At 75.2% G+C, this 17,445-nt stretch carries 21 protein-coding genes; 20 read left to right on the top strand and 1 reads right to left on the bottom strand.

Translation table 11 applies throughout. From position 1 onward, the window contains the following. Positions 1–75: 75 nt before the first annotated feature. From ftsZ to ABZ452_RS07525, 14 genes are all read left to right on the top strand, one after another. Entirely contained in the window at positions 76–1,191 is a 1,116-nt protein-coding gene (gene ftsZ, locus ABZ452_RS07460) for a cell division protein FtsZ (RefSeq protein ID WP_151464449.1), read from the top strand. A gap of 9 nt (positions 1,192–1,200) precedes the next feature. Beyond that, positions 1,201–1,947, top strand: a complete 747-nt coding sequence (locus ABZ452_RS07465; RefSeq protein WP_357939910.1) for a YggS family pyridoxal phosphate-dependent enzyme — start codon at positions 1,201–1,203, stop codon at positions 1,945–1,947. 193 nt (positions 1,948–2,140) lie between these two features. After that, positions 2,141–2,833 carry a cell division protein SepF gene (gene sepF / locus ABZ452_RS07470; RefSeq protein ID WP_357939913.1) on the top strand — a complete coding sequence of 231 codons (693 nt, stop codon included), beginning with the start codon at positions 2,141–2,143 and terminating at the stop codon, positions 2,831–2,833. A gap of 28 nt (positions 2,834–2,861) precedes the next feature. Continuing rightward, positions 2,862–3,167: a YggT family protein gene (locus tag ABZ452_RS07475; RefSeq protein WP_091268049.1), complete on the top strand. Its 306-nt coding sequence runs from the start codon at positions 2,862–2,864 to the stop codon at positions 3,165–3,167. A 41-nt stretch (positions 3,168–3,208) separates the two neighbouring features. Then, a complete protein-coding gene (locus ABZ452_RS07480; protein ID WP_357939915.1) occupies positions 3,209–4,018 on the top strand; it encodes a DivIVA domain-containing protein in 810 nt (269 codons plus the stop codon). A gap of 76 nt (positions 4,019–4,094) precedes the next feature. Beyond that, entirely contained in the window at positions 4,095–4,871 is a 777-nt protein-coding gene (locus tag ABZ452_RS07485; RefSeq protein WP_357939917.1) for a hypothetical protein, read from the top strand. Positions 4,872–4,873: 2 nt separating this feature from the next. After that, on the top strand, positions 4,874–5,182 hold the full coding sequence (locus ABZ452_RS07490) for a DUF167 domain-containing protein (RefSeq protein ID WP_357939919.1): 309 nt from the start codon (positions 4,874–4,876) through the stop codon (positions 5,180–5,182). Positions 5,183–5,204: 22 nt separating this feature from the next. Continuing rightward, a complete protein-coding gene (locus tag ABZ452_RS07495) occupies positions 5,205–6,710 on the top strand; it encodes a potassium/proton antiporter (RefSeq protein ID WP_357939921.1) in 1,506 nt (501 codons plus the stop codon). A 223-nt stretch (positions 6,711–6,933) separates the two neighbouring features. Next, positions 6,934–7,353: a TraR/DksA C4-type zinc finger protein gene (locus ABZ452_RS07500; RefSeq protein WP_357939924.1), complete on the top strand. Its 420-nt coding sequence runs from the start codon at positions 6,934–6,936 to the stop codon at positions 7,351–7,353. A 67-nt stretch (positions 7,354–7,420) separates the two neighbouring features. Further along, on the top strand, positions 7,421–8,023 hold the full coding sequence (gene lspA / locus ABZ452_RS07505) for a signal peptidase II (protein ID WP_357939926.1): 603 nt from the start codon (positions 7,421–7,423) through the stop codon (positions 8,021–8,023). Beyond that, positions 8,020–8,964 (top strand): RluA family pseudouridine synthase, encoded by a 945-nt coding sequence (locus ABZ452_RS07510; protein WP_357939928.1) that lies wholly within the window; start codon positions 8,020–8,022, stop codon positions 8,962–8,964. Before lspA ends, ABZ452_RS07510 begins: the two co-directional genes overlap by 4 nt. Positions 8,965–8,967: 3 nt before the next feature. Then, complete coding sequence (locus tag ABZ452_RS07515; RefSeq protein WP_357939930.1) at positions 8,968–9,828, top strand: hypothetical protein; 861 nt, start codon at positions 8,968–8,970, stop codon at positions 9,826–9,828. Positions 9,829–9,945: 117 nt separating this feature from the next. After that, positions 9,946–11,445 carry an AAA family ATPase gene (locus tag ABZ452_RS07520; RefSeq protein ID WP_357939932.1) on the top strand — a complete coding sequence of 500 codons (1,500 nt, stop codon included), beginning with the start codon at positions 9,946–9,948 and terminating at the stop codon, positions 11,443–11,445. 47 nt (positions 11,446–11,492) lie between these two features. Then, positions 11,493–12,440, top strand: coding sequence for a DUF2567 domain-containing protein (locus ABZ452_RS07525; RefSeq protein ID WP_357939934.1), 948 nt, complete (start codon positions 11,493–11,495; stop codon positions 12,438–12,440). On the opposite strand, the gene ABZ452_RS07530 is transcribed toward ABZ452_RS07525, so the two are convergent. Further along, a complete protein-coding gene (locus ABZ452_RS07530) occupies positions 12,406–13,107 on the bottom strand; it encodes an LON peptidase substrate-binding domain-containing protein (RefSeq protein ID WP_357939936.1) in 702 nt (233 codons plus the stop codon). The genes ABZ452_RS07525 and ABZ452_RS07530 overlap by 35 nt on opposite strands. 107 nt (positions 13,108–13,214) lie before the next feature. Between ABZ452_RS07530 and hisD the strand changes: the two genes are divergently transcribed. Genes hisD through ABZ452_RS07560 form a run of 6 tightly spaced genes read left to right on the top strand, consistent with a single transcriptional unit; the run spans position 13,215 to position 17,434 of the window. Next, positions 13,215–14,537 carry a histidinol dehydrogenase gene (hisD, locus tag ABZ452_RS07535; protein WP_357939938.1) on the top strand — a complete coding sequence of 441 codons (1,323 nt, stop codon included), beginning with the start codon at positions 13,215–13,217 and terminating at the stop codon, positions 14,535–14,537. After that, positions 14,534–15,661, top strand: coding sequence for a histidinol-phosphate transaminase (locus tag ABZ452_RS07540; RefSeq protein WP_357939940.1), 1,128 nt, complete (start codon positions 14,534–14,536; stop codon positions 15,659–15,661). Before hisD ends, ABZ452_RS07540 begins: the two co-directional genes overlap by 4 nt. Beyond that, positions 15,658–16,269: an imidazoleglycerol-phosphate dehydratase HisB gene (gene hisB / locus ABZ452_RS07545; protein ID WP_357939942.1), complete on the top strand. Its 612-nt coding sequence runs from the start codon at positions 15,658–15,660 to the stop codon at positions 16,267–16,269. The genes ABZ452_RS07540 and hisB overlap by 4 nt, the downstream gene beginning before the upstream one ends. 58 nt (positions 16,270–16,327) lie before the next feature. After that, positions 16,328–16,495 (top strand): hypothetical protein, encoded by a 168-nt coding sequence (locus tag ABZ452_RS07550; protein ID WP_192580018.1) that lies wholly within the window; start codon positions 16,328–16,330, stop codon positions 16,493–16,495. Continuing rightward, positions 16,495–17,121 (top strand): imidazole glycerol phosphate synthase subunit HisH, encoded by a 627-nt coding sequence (hisH, locus tag ABZ452_RS07555; protein ID WP_357939944.1) that lies wholly within the window; start codon positions 16,495–16,497, stop codon positions 17,119–17,121. The genes ABZ452_RS07550 and hisH overlap by 1 nt, the downstream gene beginning before the upstream one ends. Then, the gene (locus ABZ452_RS07560) at positions 17,114–17,434 is read left to right on the top strand and encodes a hypothetical protein (RefSeq protein ID WP_357939946.1); all 321 of its coding nucleotides are present in this window, start codon (positions 17,114–17,116) and stop codon (positions 17,432–17,434) included. Before hisH ends, ABZ452_RS07560 begins: the two co-directional genes overlap by 8 nt. The last annotated feature ends 11 nt before the right edge of the window (positions 17,435–17,445 follow it).

Here is a 17,445-nt window from a genome sequence, read left to right on the forward strand (position 1 = left end):
GGAAATGCTCCGCCGCTGGTCTGGCCAAGCCGTGTGGGGTCGGCCCATGCCAATCTCGAAGGGAAAGGACCGGAGATGACACCTCCGCACAACTACCTGGCGGTCATCAAGGTCGTCGGCATCGGGGGTGGCGGCGTGAACGCCGTCAACCGGATGATCGAGGTTGGGCTCAAGGGCGTCGAGTTCATCGCGATCAACACCGACGCGCAGGCGCTGCTCATGAGTGACGCCGACGTCAAGCTCGACGTCGGCCGGGAGCTGACCCGCGGGCTGGGGGCCGGCGCCAATCCGGACGTCGGCAAGAACGCCGCCGAGGACCACCGCGACGAGATCGAGGAGGTGCTCAAGGGCGCCGACATGGTCTTCGTGACCTGCGGCGAGGGCGGCGGCACCGGCACCGGCGGCGCGCCGGTCGTGGCCAACATCGCCCGCAAGCTCGGCGCGCTCACCATCGGCGTGGTCACCCGGCCGTTCTCCTTCGAGGGCAAGCGCCGCCAGGTGCAGGCCGAGTCGGGCATCGAGGAGCTGCGCAACCAGTGCGACACGCTCATCGTGATCCCGAACGACCGGCTGCTCGCGCTCGGTGACCGCAACATCTCCATGATGGACGCCTTCCGCACCGCGGACCAGGTGCTCCTCTCCGGTGTCCAGGGCATCACCGACCTGATCACCACGCCGGGTCTGATCAACCTGGACTTCGCCGACGTGAAGAGCGTGATGAGCGGCGCGGGCAGCGCGCTCATGGGCATCGGCAGCGCCCGCGGCGAGAACCGCGCCGTGGAGGCGGCCGAGGCGGCCATCTCCAGCCCGCTGCTGGAGCAGAGCATGGACGGCGCGCGGGGCGTGCTGCTCTCCATCGCCGGCGGTTCCGACCTGGGCCTCTTCGAGATCAACGACGCCGCCCAGCTGGTCACCGACGCGGCCCACCCGGACGCCAACATCATCTTCGGCGCGGTCATCGACGACGCGCTGGGCGACGAGGTGCGGGTGACCGTGATCGCGGCGGGCTTCGACGGCGGCGCGCCGGCCTACAAGGCGGTCGAGCCGTCCCGCAAGACCAACCAGAACCCGCCGACCCAGGCGAACGCGCCGGTGAGCCCGCCGGCCACCATGCCGGCCCCGCAGCAGTCGCCGCGCCGGGTGCTCTTCGACGACGTCGACGTGCCGGACTTCCTCAAGAACGGGTCCTGAGCCGCACCGATGACCGACTCACGGACCACGGTGCGACCTGACCGTCGCGCCGAGCTCGCGGCCGGCCTCGCCCGGGTCCGGGGCCGCATCGCCGACGCCTGCGCGGCGGCCGGGCGGGACCGGGGCGAGGTCACCCTGGTCGCGGTGACCAAGACGTACCCGGCCGCCGACGTGGTCGCGCTGGCCGGGCTCGGGGTGACCGACGTGGGGGAGAACCGCGACCAGGAGGCCGCCCCGAAGGCCGCCGAGGCGGCCGCCGCCGGGGCGGCGCCACGCTGGCACTTCATCGGCCAGCTCCAGCGCAACAAGGCCCGCTCGGTGGTCCGCTACGCCGACGTGGTCCAGTCGGTCGACAGCGTGCGGCTGGCCGCCGCCCTGGACGGCGCCGCGGCCGCCGCCCGGGACCGGCCGCTGGACGTGCTCGTGCAGGTGAGCGTCGACGGCGACCCCGCCCGCGGCGGGGCGCTGCCGGACGCGGCCGACCCGGACCGGGGGCTCGGTCCGGTGGCCGCCGCGGTGGCCGGGGCCGGCGGGTTGCGGCTCGCCGGCCTGATGGCGGTCGCCCCGTTGGGCTGGGAGCCGGACCGGGCGTTCGCCCGGCTCGCCGAGGTGGCGGCGCGATTCCGCGCCGACCATCCCGGTGCGACGGTGCTCTCGGCGGGCATGAGCGGTGATCTGGAAATTGCGATCGGATATGGCGCGACACATGTCCGCGTCGGCAGCGCGTTGCTCGGAATGCGCCCCACGCTGCGGTAGCCTGACCGCGAAAGAAGCAAATTACAGCAGTGTTGTTAGGAACGGCGTTCCCGTAGCCGGGGGCCGTGGGGGGCGGACCGCGAATCGCTCGCCAGGGGATTGCCGATCCGGTCCGGTGGGCATCGTTGTCCACTCGTGATCAAGCGACACGGCACGGGGGCGCGTGCCGCACGGCGGACGGAAGGGCGCGGGGATGGGTGCACTGCGCAAGGCGGGGGTCTGGCTCGGTCTCGTCGAGGAGGACGAGGAGCGGGCGTACGAGGACGGTGGCTACGACAAGGGTGGCTACCGCGAGTCGCGCTACCGGTCGAGCCGCTACTCGGAGGAGTTCGCCGACGACGAGGACGACGAGTCCGAGGAGCCGCCGGCGAGCCGGGGCCGGGTCGGCGACCGGGGCCGGTTGACCGAGCGCGCGTCGAGCCGCGCCGTCGAGAATGATCGTGCCGAGGTGGAGCGGCCGGAGCGGACCGAGCGGTCCAGCGTCCGGTCGATCACCCGCTCCGGCGCGGGCGAGACCTCCGGCGCGCTGACCTACCACACCCGCGACAACCTCGCCCTGGCGCCGCAGGCCCAGCCGCGCGAGCGGGCCGTGGTGGAGGACGAGCAGCGCTACCAGATCACGACCCTGCACCCGACCACCTACCGGGAGGCGCGCACCATCGGTGAGCACTTCCGCGACGGCGTGCCGGTGATCATCAACCTCACCGAGATGGACGAGGCGGATGCCCGCCGGCTGGTCGACTTCGCTGCCGGGCTGGCGTTCGGCCTGCGCGGTACGATCGAGCGCGTGACCAACCGGGTGTTCCTGCTCTCACCGGCCAACGTCCAGGTCACCGCGGAGGACAAGGCCAAGATCGCTGAGGGCGGCTTTTTCAGCCTGAGCTAGCCCGCACGACCGAGGGACGTCGCCTGCCGTGTTGTCGATCCTGTTCCAGGTGCTCTATCTGCTCCTGTATTTCTTCCTGCTTGTGCTGTTGGCCCGATTTGTCCTCGGCGCCGTTCTGGCCTATGGTCGCCGCTGGCAACCGGGTCGTGGAGCATCCGCGGGACTCGAAGTCGTGTGGAGCGTCACTGATCCGCCCCTGCGCGCGTTGAGGCGTGTGATCCCACCACTGCGAATTGGTACCGTGAGCATCGACCTGGCCTCCCTTGTGCTCCTGGTTATCCTGTTCGTGCTGATGGAGTTCGTGTTTAGGCGCCTGATCCTGGCCTTTGCCTGACCAGAGCGCTTTCGCGGCCGCAACTGACCCGAGGAGTTTCGATGCCGCTGACCCCGGCCGACGTCCACAACGTCGCCTTCAAAAAGCCGCCGATCGGCAAGCGGGGCTATGACGAGGAGGAGGTCGACGCCTTCCTGGACGAGGTTGAGCGCGAGCTCGCCCGTCTGATCGAGGAGAACAACGAGCTGCGCGCCCAGGTGGAGCGCGGCGGTCGGGGTGGCGCTCCCGCCGGTCCCGGCGGCGACGCCCGCCTCGCGGCCGAGCTCAACGACGTCAAGGCCCAGCTCGACCGGGTGCAGCGCGACAAGGCGGCCGCCGAGCAGGCGGCCCGGGCGATGCAGTCCGAGCTGGAGCAGGTCCGCGCCCAGGGTGGCCCGGCGGCCTCCGCCGCCGACGGCGAGCAGCAGGCGCTGCGGGTGCTCATGATGGCCCAGCGCACCGCCGACGACCACGTGTCCGACGCCCGGCGCGAGGCCGACCAGCTGCTCTCCGAGGCCCGTTCCAAGGCCGAGGAGGTCACCCGCGAGGCCCGCGCCAAGGCCGACGCCCTGGAGCGGGACGCCCGCCAGCGGCACCAGGAGGCCATGGGCGGCCTGGACGCCAAGCGCACCGCGCTGCAGAAGCACATCGAGGAGCTCAAGCAGTTCGAGCGCGAGTACCGCACCCGCCTCAAGGCGTACCTGGAGAGCCAGCTGCGCGACCTCGACGGTCGCGGCCAGGGCCTCGAGGTCGAGATGAACCGCTCCGAGGGCGCTCGCGCCGCCGGCGGCGGCAGCAACGGCCTCGCCACCGCCGGCCTCGCCGGCTCCTACGGCGGCGGTCGCACGGGCTCGCTCGAGTCCGGCCGCTGATCCCGGCGTCGGTGGCCGTCCCCGCGGCGGCCACCGGCAACGCAGCAGACCGACACGACGCGGCCGGGGGTGAGCCGTGATAGCCGCCAGCATCCTGCTCATCCTCGTCGCGGTCGTGCTCCTGGTGGCCGGGCTGGCCGGTGGGTCCAGCCCGCTGCTGATCACCTCGATCGCGGCCAGCCTGCTGGCCGCCGTCGCTCTCGTCGCGTTCGCCCGCCAGGCGGCCGCGGCCCGGGCCACGGCGGGCCGGGAGACCGGGCCGCGCCGCAGGACCGCACCGTCGCGCCCGTCCCAGGACGAGCCGGAGGTCCCGGTCCCGCACAGCACGTCGCCGGTCGGCACCGGTGGACCCGGGAGGCGGCAACCGCCCAGGCCACCGGTGGCCGACCCGGTCGACCCGCCGGCCGCCGCGTACGGCCCGCCGGCCGATCCGGTCGACCCGCCGGCCGCCGCGTACGGCGCGCCGGCCGGTCCGTTCGAGCCCGGGCCGTTCGAGCCCGGCCCGTTCGACCCGCCGGCCGAGCCCTACTCGCCGCCCGCCCCGCGCGGCCCGTCCCGCGCCGAGACGGCCTCTGACGCGCCGACGCCCACGTCGCCGGCGCCGGACGGCCCGTTCGAGGGCGATCCGCCGGCCGAGTTCCTCACCGCCGGGGAGGTCGCCCAACTGGTCCGGCTCGACGGCGAGGTCCGGGTGGTCGACGGCCACCCCCGCTTCCACCTGCCCGGCTGCCACCAGCTGGTGGGCCGGGCCGACGAGCCGCTGCCGGTCGCCGAGGCGGTCGGGCTGGGCTTCACCCCGTGCGGCCGGTGCGCGCCGGCCACCACGCTGCTCGCCGAATCCCGGCCGCACTGATCATGGTGGCCATGGACGACACGCTCACGGTCGCCGTACGCGTGAAGCCCGGCGCCTCGCGGGCCCGGGTCGGCGGCCGGTTCGACGGGCCGCACGGTCCCGCCCTGGTCGTCGCGGTGAACGCGCCCCCGGTGGACGGCCGGGCCACCGAGGCGGCCCGCCGCGCCCTGGCCGACGCGCTCGGCGTCCGGCCGGCGGCGGTCTCCCTGCGGGCCGGCGCGGCCAGCCGGGACAAGCTCTTCCTGGTCGAACACCCGGCCCCCGGGCTGCCCGACCTGCTTCGGCGGCTGCGCGACGGATCGGCCGGGTGACGCGCCCGCGGACCGGCCGCGAATGACGCCGGGGCTCGACGTCGCGCTGCTGGTCGGCGCCGCCGTCCTGCTGGTCGCGGTGGGCGCGGTGCGGTTCTCCACCCGGCTCGGCGTGCCCAGCCTCCTGGCCTACCTGGCGCTCGGGGTGGCCATCGGCGAGGCCGGCCTGGGCATCCGGTTCGACGACGTCGAGCTGACCCGGGTGCTCGGCTTCTGCGCGCTCATCGTGATCATCGCGGAGGGCGGGCTGAGCGCCCGGTGGAGCACCCTGCGGCCGGTGCTCGGTCTGGCCGCCGCGCTCTCCACGGTCGGCGTGCTGGTCAGCATTCTGGTCGTGGGCGTCGTGGTGCACCTGCTGCTCGGCCTGGACTGGCGGCTGGCGCTGCTCTACGGCGCGGTGCTCTCCTCCACCGACGCGGCGGCCGTCTTCGCCACCCTGCGCCGGCTGCGCCTGCCGCCCCGCCTGGTGGCGACCCTGGAGGCCGAGTCCGGGATCAACGACGCGCCGGTCGTCATCCTGGTGCTGCTGCTGTCCCGGGCCGGGGTCGAGGCCGCCCATCCGTGGTGGTACGAGGTGCTCCTGGTCGGCTACGAGCTGGGCGTCGGCGCGGCGGTCGGCGTGGCCGCCGGGATCACCGGCCGGTACGCGCTGCGCCGGGCCGCCCTGCCGTCCAGCGGCCTCTACCCGATCGCGGTGGTCGGCTTCACCGTGCTGGCGTACGCGGCCGGCTCGGTGCTGCACGCCTCGGGCTTCCTGGCCGTCTACGTGGCCGGCGTGCTGCTCGGCAACGCGCGGCTGCCGCACCGGCAGGCCATCCTGGGCTTCGCCGACGGCCTGGCCTGGCTGGCCCAGATCGGCCTGTTCGTGCTGCTCGGCCTGCTGGTCTCGCCGGGCCGGCTGGACGCGGCGGTGCTGCCGGCGGTGGTCACCGGGCTGGCCCTGCTGCTGCTGGCCCGGCCGCTGTCGGTGGCGGTGTCCGCGCTGCCGTTCCGGTTCGGGCTGCGCGAGCAGCTCTTCCTCTCCTGGGCCGGGCTGCGCGGCGCGGTGCCGATCGTGCTGGCCACCATCCCGCTCTCGCTGCGGGTGCCGGGCGCCGACCGGCTCTTCGACGCGGTCTTCGTGCTGGTGGTGATCTTCACGCTGCTCCAGGCCGGGACCCTGGCGCCGGCCGCCCGCCGGCTCGGGGTCACCGCGCCGGCCGAGGCCGCGGAGATCCTGCTGGAGACGGCCCCGCTGGAGCGGATGCGGGCCGACCTGCTCCAGCTGGAGGTGCCGCCCGGCTCCCGGCTGGGCGGGGTGCACGTGGACGAGCTGCGGCTGCCGGTGGGCGCCTCGGTGACGCTGGTGCTGCGCGACGGGGTGGGCTTCGTGCCCGGCCCGGACACCCGGTTGAAGGTCGGCGACAGCCTGCTCATCGTGGCCACCGCCGAGGTGCGGGACGAGGCGGAGCGGCGGCTGCGGGCGGTGAGCCGGCGAGGCCGGTTGGCCCGGTGGTTTGGCGAGTACGGCGAGGACCGGACCGGCTGATCTGCTAGCGTTCCCTTTGTCCCGATTGGTGGCTGTTCGGGGCTGAAACGCGGTGCGACGGTGCGGCACGTTGTCGGACGCCTGTACGTTCCGTATTCTTGCCACCCTCCGGAGTGCACGGCCCTGTCGCCGTGCGCCCGTTCCGTACATGGGGGACGCCCGCTGCCGGCGACCCCCGCCCAGGCACGCTGACCGCCGCGGCACGCGGCTGAGGGAGCTGACGATGGCGAAGCCAGCCGACACCAGGACCGCCGGCCGCAAGCCGGTGGCGAAGGCCACCCGCAGCGCCGCGGAGACCGAGAAGATCCGGGCCGCCCTGGCGGCACGGCGGGACGAGCTCAACGCCGAGTACGATCAGACGCTGAGCGAGATCACCGAGCTGCAGCGCGACCGGCTGACCGACTCGGCCGGGGACGACCAGGCCGACACCGGCACCAAGACGTTCGAGCGCGAGCAGGAGATCTCACTCGCCAACAGCATCAAGGAGCGGATCACGCAGGTCGAGCGCGCGCTGGAGCGTCTCGACGAGGGTGGCTACGGCTGGTGTGAGCGGTGCGGCACCCCGATCCCGGTGGAGCGGCTCGCCGCCTTCCCGTCGGCCACCCTCTGCGTGAGCTGCAAGCAGCTGGAGGAACGGCGCTGACGTCCGTTCCCCGGCGGCCGAACGGCAGACGGTGACCGCCACCGTCGCGAGCGTCGATGGGGAGCAGATGACCGCAGCACCGCCCGCCGGGTCCGGCACCGCCGAGTCGGGCACCGGCACGCCCCGCCGCAAGGCGGCCGGCCTGCTGCTCGGGGTGGCCCTGACCTCCCTCGTCGCCGACCTGGTCACCAAGCAGCTCGCGCTCTCGGAGCTCACCGGGCGCGGCCCGGTGTCGCTGCTCGGCGGGGCGGTCTACCTGAGCCTGACCCGCAACAGCGGCGCCGCGTGGAGCATCGGCTCCGACCACACCTGGGTCTTCCCGCTGATCACCATCGGCGTGATCGCCTGGATCGCCTGGATGGCCCTGCGGCTGCGGTCGCTGCCCTGGGCCGTGTCGCTCGGGCTGGTGCTGGGCGGGGCGCTGGGCAACCTCACCGACCGGGTCTTCCGGGCCCCCGGGCACTTCGTCGGCCACGTGGTCGACATGGTCAGCCTCTTCGACCCGTACGGGCAGGTCTGGCCCGTGTTCAACCTGGCCGACAGCTCGCTGGTCTGCGGCGTGCTGCTGGCGGTGTTCCTGGAGCTGACCGGCCGGCAGCGGGACGGCTCCCGGGCCACCGCCGGTCGTTCCGGCGACGAGGCCCCCGCCGCACAGCGGGAGCGCGCGTGACCTCCGCCTTCGCCGCCGGCGGCGACCACCGCTCCCTGCCCGTCCCGGACGGGCTCGACGGCATGCGCCTGGACCAGGCCGTCTCCCGGCTCTTCGGGCTGTCCCGGACGGCCGCTGCCACGCTGGTCGACGCCGGTGACGCGCTGGTCGACGGCGCGGCCCGGCCCAACTCGCACAAGGTCAAGGCGGGCTCCTGGCTGGAGGTCACGCTGCCCGCGCCGGCCGCCCCGCCGACCGTGGTGCCGCAGGCGGTGCCCGGCCTCACCGTCGTCTACGCCGACGACGACATCGTGGTGGTGGACAAGCCGGTCGGGGTGGCCGCCCATCCCAGCCCGGGCTGGACCGGCCCGACCGTGATCGGCGGGCTGGCCGGGATCGGCCACCGGATCTCCACCAGCGGCGCCGCCGAGCGGCAGGGCGTGGTGCACCGGCTCGACGTGGGCACCACCGGCGTCATGGTGGTGGCCAAGAGCGAGCAGGCGTACACCGTGTTGAAGCGGGCGTTCAAGGTCCGCGAGGTGGAGAAGCGCTACCACGCCGTGGTGCAGGGCCACCCGGACCCGCTGCGCGGCACCATCGACGCGCCGATCGACCGGCACCCGCACCACGACTACCGCTGGGCGGTGGTCTCCGGCGGCAAGCCGAGCATCACCCACTACGACACCCTCGAGGCGTTCCCCGCGGCCAGCCTGCTCGACGTGCGGCTGGAGACCGGGCGTACGCACCAGATCCGGGTGCACTTCTCCACGCTGCGGCACCCCTGCGTGGGCGACCTCACCTACGGCGCCGACCCGACCCTGTCGGCCCGGCTCGAGCTGAGCCGGCAGTGGCTGCACGCCCGCTCGCTGAGCTTCGCGCACCCGCGCACCGGCGACGAGGTCACCTTCGTGAGCGACTACCCGGACGACCTGGCCCGGGCGCTGGAGATCCTGCGCGACTGACCGATGAGCACCGACACCGAGCCGCCGCGGCGGTCGCGCTCCGCCGCGCTCACCTGGCTGGCCCTGGCCTGCGCGCTGGTGGTGCTGGTGGTCGCCGTCGCGCAGCGGCGGGACGAGCCCGTGGGGGACCGCACGGTGGGTGAGGTGACCCGGGTCGGGGTGGCCGACGGGGACTCCGTGCCGGCCTACCTGCGCGCCGCCGCCGACGAACTCGCCCGGCTCGACGCCCCGGCGCCCGGCGGCTACGCCCTGGTGTCGTTCGCCGCGTACCTGACGCCGGCGCAGGTGGCCACCGCGCTGGGCGGCGCCCCGGTCTCCGCCGTGCTGGCCCGGGTGCCCGTGCCCGGGCGGCAGACCGAGATCGTGCGGATCGCCGCGTTGCGCGTCCCGGACGACGTGGTCGCCGGGATGGCCGAGGTGGCCGTGCGCAAGGACCGGGAGGCCGCCGACTACCGGGCCCGCGCCGCCGCCCCGGCGGCCACCGCCGATCCCGAGCTGCGCCGGGTGTACGACACCGGGGCCGTCGTGGCGGCGCGGGAGGCGGCCGGCTACCGGGCGGCCTGCGCCTGCGTCTACGCCGCCGTGGTGCGGGACGCCCCGGCCGCCCTGCGGGCGCTGGCCGCCCGGTCCGGGGTCCGCGCGGTCGACCCGGCCCCGGAGGTGACCCGGTTGGACCGCACGGTGTTCACCGCGCCGCTGCCGGAGCAGCGGGACGTGGTCCGGCCGCCGGCCGACACCGGGCTGGCACCGGGCGCCGCTATGGCCGATTCGTCGGAATCCGCACCGACGGTGACCGGATCCTCACCGGCCGCCGGCCGGCCCGCCGCCGGGCCGGGACCGCCGAATCCCGCTCCCACCTCCTGAGACGTGCAGGTGGGCGGGCCCGTGGCCGGTGGGGCGGTGAGGAGAGCCACCGGGGGATGTGCGCACCGGGGTGTGGTCCGAATAGGGTTTCGTTCGTAGCCTGTCAGGCGGAGATCGATGGGCTGGGGGAGGGGCGAGGCCTTGGATGGCAGCGAAACCGGTTGGGGTCGGCAGGCTGAGCCGGCACCACGGTGGCGGGCGCTGCTCGACCGGGCCCGGCTCGGCGGTCGCGGCGCGGAGCACCCCGACGCCGACCACCGCCCCGACGAACCCCCGCCGCCGACCCAGGACCCGCTGCCCCGGCGGGCCGCCGGCACCGGCTGGACGGGCCGGGCGCAGGCCGTCGCCCGCCCCGCCGACGCGTCGTTCGACGCCGAGCCGGCCTACCGCGTCGAGGCGACCTACCGGGTGGAGCCGGCCTACCGGGTCGACCCGCGCCACGGCGGCGAGCCGGCCTACCGGGCGGAGCCCGCGTACCGCGCCGAGCCGGAGCCGCGCGCGGAGCCGTCCTGGCGGGCCGAGCCGGTCCACCCGCCGGAGCCGGGCTATCCCGAACCGCAGGCGCGCGGCCGGGGCACCGCCTCGGTCGAGTCCCGGTATGCCCTGCTCGACACCGGCTACCAGCCCGACCCGGCCCCGGTGGAGTCCCGCTACGCGCTGCTCGACCGGGGTCGCTACCGGCCGGAGACCCACCCCGCCCCCGAGCCACCCGCACCCGCACCCGCCCCCGCCTATCCGGCCCGGCCCGAGGGTTACCCGGCCCGGATCGAGCCGGCACGGGTGGAGTGGCGCGCGCAGGGGCCGGACAGCGAGCTGGAGCGGGCGACCGGGGTCCTCCGCCGCGAGCTGGGCGGGCCCCGGGTGCTCGCCTTCGCCAATCCCAAGGGCGGGGTGCACAAGACCACGGCCACCGTGCTCGCCGCGGCCACCGTGGGCAGCGTCCGCGGGCGCGGGGTGCTGGCCTGGGACGACAACGAGCTGCGGGGCACCCTCGGGCTGCGCGCCGGCAGCGCCCGGCACGCCCGCACCATCCGGCACCTGGTCCACGACCTCGCGCAGATCGAGATCCTGGAGGGCGCCACCCTCCTGGAGCACCTCGACGACTACCTGCGGCACGCCTCCGACGGCTCCTACGACGTGCTGGCCGGCGAGGAGAGCCCGCGCTTCGCCCAGCGGCTGGACCAGTTCACCGTCAAGCGCGTGCTGGAGCTGCTGCGCCGCACCCACGACGTGGTCTGCGTGGACACCGGCAACAACGTGGAGAGCCCCAACTGGCGCACGGTCATGCAGGCCGCCGACCAGCTCGTGGTGACCACCGTGCCCCGGGAGGACGCCGCGTTCAGCGCGGACTGGATGCTCGACCTGCTGCACGAGGAGGGCATGGGCGAGCTGGCCGACAACGCGGTCACCCTGATCTCCTGCCCCACCCCCGGTCGCACCTCGCTCCAGGACGACCTGGAACGGCACTTCGCCACCCGGACCCGGGCGGTGGCCGTGGTGCCCTACGACCCGGCGCTGGAGACCGGCTCCTCGATCGAATACCACCAGCTCCAGGCGGAGACGCGGCAGGGCTGGCTCAAGGCCGCCTCGGTGATGCTGGAGCCGTTCGCCCGCTGACCGCCACCGCCGCCCCGCGCCGCCCCGCCGCCTGAGAGGATCACCGGGTGAGTCCGGACACCCCTGATTCCGAGCGGGCCGCCGGCGGTCCCGGCGCGCCCGGCGACGCCGCCCGCCCGCCCGCCGGTGCGGGCAGCTCCCCGCGCCCCGACCGGCCCACCGACTTCGTCCCGCCCGACGGGTCCCCGGGCGCGGCACAGACGCCCGGCCGGTCCCCGGACGAAGGAGCCGCGCCCGACCGGCCCCCGGGCCAGGGCGAGGTGCCCGCGTGGCCCGGCGGCCTGCCGGTGCCCGCCGGCACCCCGGTCACCGCGCCCGGCGCGGACCCGCTCGCCGGCTACCCGGGCGTCGTCGGGGCCATTCCCGGCGCGCCGGCCGCCACCCGGCGGGCCGGTGGCCGGGCCGCCGCGGTCGCCCTCGGCGCGGCGGTGCTGCTGACCGTGCTCGGCGCGCCCCTGGGCCTGCTCTGGGCGCTGGTGGCCCCCGGCACGCCGGTGCGGATGACCGCCGACGGCGCCGTCTACGCCACCCCGCAGCCGGAGCAGCCCATCGCCGCGGACGGCTGGTTCAGCCTGCTCGGGCTCGGCTTCGGCGTGCTCGCCGCGATCAGCCTGTGGGTGGTGCTGCGCCGCCGGCGTGGCCCCGCCGGCCTGGTCGCCGGGGTGCTCGGCGGGCTCGGCGCCGCGGTCGTGGCCTGGCAGGTCGGCCGCCGGATCGGGCTCGGCACCTACCAGCGGCTGCTGGACACCGCGCCACCCGGGACCGACTTCACCAAGCCCGCCGACCTGCGTGCCGGCGGGATCGACTGGTACGGGCCGCTCCCCGTCCCGCACGGCAACCTGCTGCTGGCGGCGTTCGGCGCGGCCGTGACGTACACCCTGCTGGCCGGCTGGTCGCGGTGGCCCTCGCTGCGGCCGGAGCCGGCGTGGGACGGCGGGTGGGCGCCCGGCGGGCCGGGGATCAGTTCGGAACCGGGGGACCAGCCAGCTCGCTGAGCGGCACCGGGACGGCCCGGACCTGGCGCAGCAGGGTGGTCTCCCGGTTGAGCAGCCGCAGCTCGGCCCGGAGCCGCCCGGCGGTGTCGTCGATGGCGAGCAGCCGCTGCCGGTCGTCGACGGTCAGCGCCGCGGTCGCGGCGACCAGGTGCGACAGGACCGTCGGATCCTCCGGCAGCTGCTCGGAGATCTCCTGCGGGTCCGGCCGGACCAGGCCCAGATATTGCCGGAAGACCGAGATGACGCGGGCGGCCAGCAGGTCGGCGACCTCGTCCGCGCCGGACGGCTCGGGCAGCCACTCCACCTCGGCGGTCAGGTAGGGCGCGGCCGCGTCGTCGACCTCGGCGACGCGGAACCGCCGCCGCCCCACGGTGACGATGTCGAACCCGCCGTCGGCCAGCTCGGTGACCTGCCGCAGCTCGGCGGTGCAGCCCACCTCGTGCAGGGTGACCTCGCCGCCCGGTGCCGACCGGCCCGGCGGCCCGGCCGCCGCGACCTCCCAGCCGCTCTGGATCGCCACCACCCCGAACTCGCGGGCCGCGCCCTCGGGCAGCCCGACGAGGTGGCGCACCAGCGCCCGGTAACGCTCCTCGAAGATGTGCAGCGGGAGGACCAGCCCCGGGAACAGGACCGTCCCGAGCGGAAAAACCGGCAGCCGTGCGGTCACGTGATCGAGGGTATCCCGATCGCGTCCCGGCGGCGTGTCCCGGCTCACCGTCCCGGCGTACGGGCGGCTCCGGTCGGCGCGCGGGCCGGCGGCCTAGACTCGCAAGGGTGTTGAACCGGATCGACCTGCGCGGCGGGTCCCGTGACCCGCGCCGCCTGCTGCCCCGTGCCCAACTCGACGTCTCCGTGGCCGTCGAGCGCATCCGCCCCCTCGTGGAGGCGGTCCGGGAGCATGGATACCCGGCGATCCGCGAGGCGAGCGAGCGGTTCGACGGCATCTCCCCGGAGCGCCTGCGGGTGCCGGTCGACGTGATCCGCGCGGCCGAGGACAGCCTCGACCCGCAGGTCCGGGCCGCGCTGCTGGAGTCGATCACCCGGGCCCGCAAGGTCCACGCCGACCAGCGCCGCACCGACCACACCACGCAGGTGGTGCCGGGCGGCACGGTGACCGAGCGCTGGGTGCCGGTCGACCGGGTGGGGCTCTACGTCCCCGGCGGCCTGGCCATGTACCCGTCGACCGTGGTCATGAACGTGGTCCCCGCCCAGGCGGCCGGGGTCCGCTCGCTGGTGGTGGTCAGCCCGCCGCAGAAGGAGAACGGCGGCCTGCCCGACCAGCGGGTCCTCGCCGCGTGCGCGCTGCTCGGCGTCGACGAGGTCTACGCCGTCGGCGGCGCCCAGGCCGTGGCCATGCTGGCGTACGGCGCGACCGTCGACCCCGAGGGGGCCGAGCGCTGCGACCCGGTCGACATGATCACCGGCCCCGGCAACATCTGGGTCACCGCCGCCAAGCGGCTGCTGCGCGGCGTGGTCGGCATCGACGCCGAGGCCGGGCCCACCGAGATCGCCATCCTGGCCGACGACACCGCCGACCCGGCGCACGTCGCCGCCGACCTGATCAGCCAGGCCGAGCACGACCCGCTCGCGGCCAGCGTGCTGGTCACCCCGTCGACGGCCCTCGCCGACGCGGTCGACGCCGAGCTGGCCCGGCAGGTGCCGGCCGCCAAGCACGCCGAGCGGATCGGCACCGCGCTGCGCGGCGAGCAGAGCGGCGTGGTCCTCGTCGACGACCTGGAGGCCGGGCTGCGGGTGGTCGACGCGTACGCGGCCGAGCACCTGGAGATCCAGACCGCGGACGCCCGCGAGTGGGCGCTGCGGGTGCGCAACGCCGGCGCGATCTTCGTCGGCGCCTGGTCGCCGGTGTCGCTCGGCGACTACTGCGCCGGCTCCAACCACGTGCTGCCCACCGGCGGCTGCGCCCGGCACTCCTCCGGCCTGTCGGTGCAGTCCTTCCTGCGCGGCGTCCACCTCGTGGAATACACGAGGGAGGCGCTGCGCGAGGTGGCCCCGCACGTGGTCACCCTGGCCGGCGTCGAGGACCTGCCGGCACACGGCCAGGCGGTCAGCGCACGCTTCCCGGGGGAGACCCCGTGACGACCCTGGACGACCTGCCGATCCGCGACGACCTGCGGGGTTTGAAGCCCTACGGGGCGCCGCAGCTCGACGTGCCGGTGCGGTTGAACACCAACGAGAACTCCTACCCGGTGCCCGAGCCGGTGGCGGAGGCGATCGGCAAGGCCCTCGCGGCCGAGCTGCGCGACCTGAACCGCTACCCGGACCGGGACGCCGTGGCGCTGCGCGCGGACCTCGCGGACTACCTCGGGCACGGGCTCACCGTCGACCACCTGTGGGCCGCCAACGGCTCCAACGAGATCCAGCAGCAGCTGCTCCAGGCGTTCGGCGGCCCCGGGCGCACCGCGCTCGGCTTCACCCCGGCGTACTCGATGCACCCGCTGCTGGCGCTCGGCACCGGCACCGGCTGGATCCCCGCCGCCCGCGACGCGGACTTCGGGCTGACCGTGGCCGACGCCGTTGCCCAGGTCCGGGCCCACCGGCCCGACGTGGTCTTCCTCTGCTCGCCGAACAACCCGACCGGCACGGCGCTCGATCCGGCCGTGGTCGCCGCCGTGCTCGCCGAGGCGCCCGGCATGGTGGTCGTGGACGAGGCGTACGCCGAGTTCGCCCGGCCCGGCACGGTCAGCGCGCTGGCCGTGCTGCCCGGGCACCCCCGGCTCGTGGTCACCCGCACGATGAGCAAGGCGTTCGGCTTCGCCGGCGGCCGGCTCGGCTACCTGGCCGCCGACCCGGCCGTGGTGCAGGCGGTGCAGCTGGTCCGCCTGCCGTACCACCTCTCCGCGCTCACCCAGGCCGCCGCCCGCGCGGCGCTGGCCCACCGCGACGCCCTGCTCGGCACGGTCACCGCGATCATGGAGCAGCGCGACCGGATCGTCGCCGAACTGCGCGCCCGCGGGCACCGGGTGGCCGACAGCGACGCCAACTTCGTGCTCTTCGAGGTCGGCGGCGACCGACAACTCCGGCTCGGCGCGTCTGACGCCGCGCCCCGACCCGGAGCCGTCGACCAGGCCGCCGCGTGGCGCACCCTGCTCGACGCCGGCGTGCTGGTCCGCGACGTCGGCCTGCCCGGCTGGCTGCGGGTCACCGCCGGCACCCCCGCCGAGACCGACGCCTTCCTGTCTGCAATGGAGAAGCTGTCATGAGCCGGACCGCCCGGGTGGAGCGGATCACCAAGGAGACCAAGGTTCTCGTCGAGATCGACCTCGACGGCACCGGCAAGGCCGACATCGAGACCGGCGTCGGTTTCTACGACCACATGCTGCACCAGATCGCCCGGCACGGCGGCTTCGACCTGACCGTGCACACCGTCGGCGACCTGGAGATCGACGCCCACCACACCATGGAGGACACCGCGCTCGCCCTGGGCGCCGCGTTCGACCAGGCGCTGGGGGACAAGGCCGGCATCCGGCGGTACGGCTCGGCCACCGTCCCCATGGACGAGGTGCTGGTCCGGGCCGCCGTCGACCTCTCCGGTCGGCCGTACGTGGTGCACGACGAGCCGGTGCTCGCGCCGTACATCGGGCCGGTCTACCCGACCAGCATGACCCGGCACATCTGGGAGTCGTTCGGCCAGGCCGCCCGGGTCACCCTGCACGTGGACGTGCTGCGCGCGGCCCGTCCGGGTGGAAACCCGGACGCCCACCACGTGGTCGAGGCCCAGTTCAAGGCGGTCTCCCGCGCGCTGCGCGAGGCCACCTCGATCGACCCGCGCGCCGCGGGCGCGATCCCCAGCACGAAGGGCGCCCTCTGATGAGCGCGAGGAACGCAGCGCAGCGGAGTACCGCAGTCGCGAATGGAAGGTGGCTCTGATGCGGGTGCTGCCGACGTTGCTGCTGATCCTGGCCGGGGTGCTGGTGGGCGGCACCTGGTCGCTCTACAAGCAGGGCGCCGCCCGCCCCGCCGTGGTGATCACCGGCCTGCTGGCCGTGCTGGCCACCGCCGGCGGGCTGCTGTGGCTGCTGCCGGGGGAGAGCTGATGGGCAGGCGGGTCGTGGTGCTCGACTACGGGTCGGGCAACCTGCGGTCGGCCGAGCGCGCCCTGGCGCGGGCCGGGGCGGACGTCACCGTGACCGCCGACCTGGCCGCCGCCGCCGAGGCCGAGGGCCTCGTGGTCCCGGGCGTCGGCGCGTTCGCCGCGTGCATGGCCGGCATCGAGGAACTGGGCGCCGGGCCGGTCATCGCCGAGCGGGTCGCCGCCGGCCGCCCGGTGCTCGGCATCTGCGTGGGGATGCAGGTGCTCTTCGAGCACGGCGACGAGCACGGCGTGGTCACCAAGGGGCTCGGGCTGCTGCCCGGCGGGGTGACCCGGCTGCCCGCGCCGCGGCTGCCGCACATGGGCTGGAACACCGTGCAGGCCCCGGCCGGTTCGGTGCTCTTCGCCGGCCTGCCGGCCGACGCCCGGTTCTACTTCGTCCACTCCTACGGGGTGACCGCGCCGGCCGCGCTGGCCGCCGCCGGGGCCACCGTCACCACCGCCCACCACGGCACGGACTTCGTCGCCGGGGTCGAGCGGGGGGCCCTGTCGGCGGCCCAGTTCCACCCCGAGAAGTCGGCCGACACGGGGGCTGCTCTGCTGCGCAACTGGCTCGGCACACTTGAGTAAGGAGCGGGCCAAGCGGCGGGAGGCGCGCCAGGCCGAGCTGGAGCGGGAACGCGCCGCGCGCGTCCGCAGGGTGGCGCGCCGGGAGCGGCGGCGTGCCGTCGTACGCCGGTTGACGCCCGCGGTGCGGCGGGGCCGCACCGGCCGGCTGCGCCGGCACAGTCGTGGCGAGCGGGCGGCGATCGTGCTGCTCACCGGCGCGGCCGTGGCCGGCATCTGGAGTTTCGTCGACGACCTGGCGCTGCGGCTGGCGTTGGTCGTGTTGTTGCTGCTGGTCCTGCCCGCGGTCGTGGTGATCGCGCTGGACCGACGTTGAAGATGCGAGGA

Origin of the sequence: Micromonospora sp. NPDC005707, assembly GCF_040631005.1 — a bacterium.
In the GTDB taxonomy this organism is placed as follows: Bacteria; Actinomycetota; Actinomycetes; order Mycobacteriales; family Micromonosporaceae; genus Micromonospora.

Coding starts and splice junctions, on each gene's coding strand:
- ftsZ (WP_151464449.1), top strand. CDS start 76: ATGACACCTCCGCACAACTACCTGGCGGTCATCAAGGTCGTCGGCATC.
- ABZ452_RS07465 (WP_357939910.1), top strand. CDS start 1,201: ATGACCGACTCACGGACCACGGTGCGACCTGACCGTCGCGCCGAGCTC.
- sepF (WP_357939913.1), top strand. CDS start 2,141: ATGGGTGCACTGCGCAAGGCGGGGGTCTGGCTCGGTCTCGTCGAGGAG.
- ABZ452_RS07480 (WP_357939915.1), top strand. CDS start 3,209: ATGCCGCTGACCCCGGCCGACGTCCACAACGTCGCCTTCAAAAAGCCG.
- ABZ452_RS07490 (WP_357939919.1), top strand. CDS start 4,874: ATGGTGGCCATGGACGACACGCTCACGGTCGCCGTACGCGTGAAGCCC.
- ABZ452_RS07495 (WP_357939921.1), top strand. CDS start 5,205: ATGACGCCGGGGCTCGACGTCGCGCTGCTGGTCGGCGCCGCCGTCCTG.
- ABZ452_RS07500 (WP_357939924.1), top strand. CDS start 6,934: ATGGCGAAGCCAGCCGACACCAGGACCGCCGGCCGCAAGCCGGTGGCG.
- lspA (WP_357939926.1), top strand. CDS start 7,421: ATGACCGCAGCACCGCCCGCCGGGTCCGGCACCGCCGAGTCGGGCACC.
- ABZ452_RS07515 (WP_357939930.1), top strand. CDS start 8,968: ATGAGCACCGACACCGAGCCGCCGCGGCGGTCGCGCTCCGCCGCGCTC.
- ABZ452_RS07520 (WP_357939932.1), top strand. CDS start 9,946: ATGGGCTGGGGGAGGGGCGAGGCCTTGGATGGCAGCGAAACCGGTTGG.
- hisB (WP_357939942.1), top strand. CDS start 15,658: ATGAGCCGGACCGCCCGGGTGGAGCGGATCACCAAGGAGACCAAGGTT.
- ABZ452_RS07550 (WP_192580018.1), top strand. CDS start 16,328: ATGCGGGTGCTGCCGACGTTGCTGCTGATCCTGGCCGGGGTGCTGGTG.
- hisH (WP_357939944.1), top strand. CDS start 16,495: ATGGGCAGGCGGGTCGTGGTGCTCGACTACGGGTCGGGCAACCTGCGG.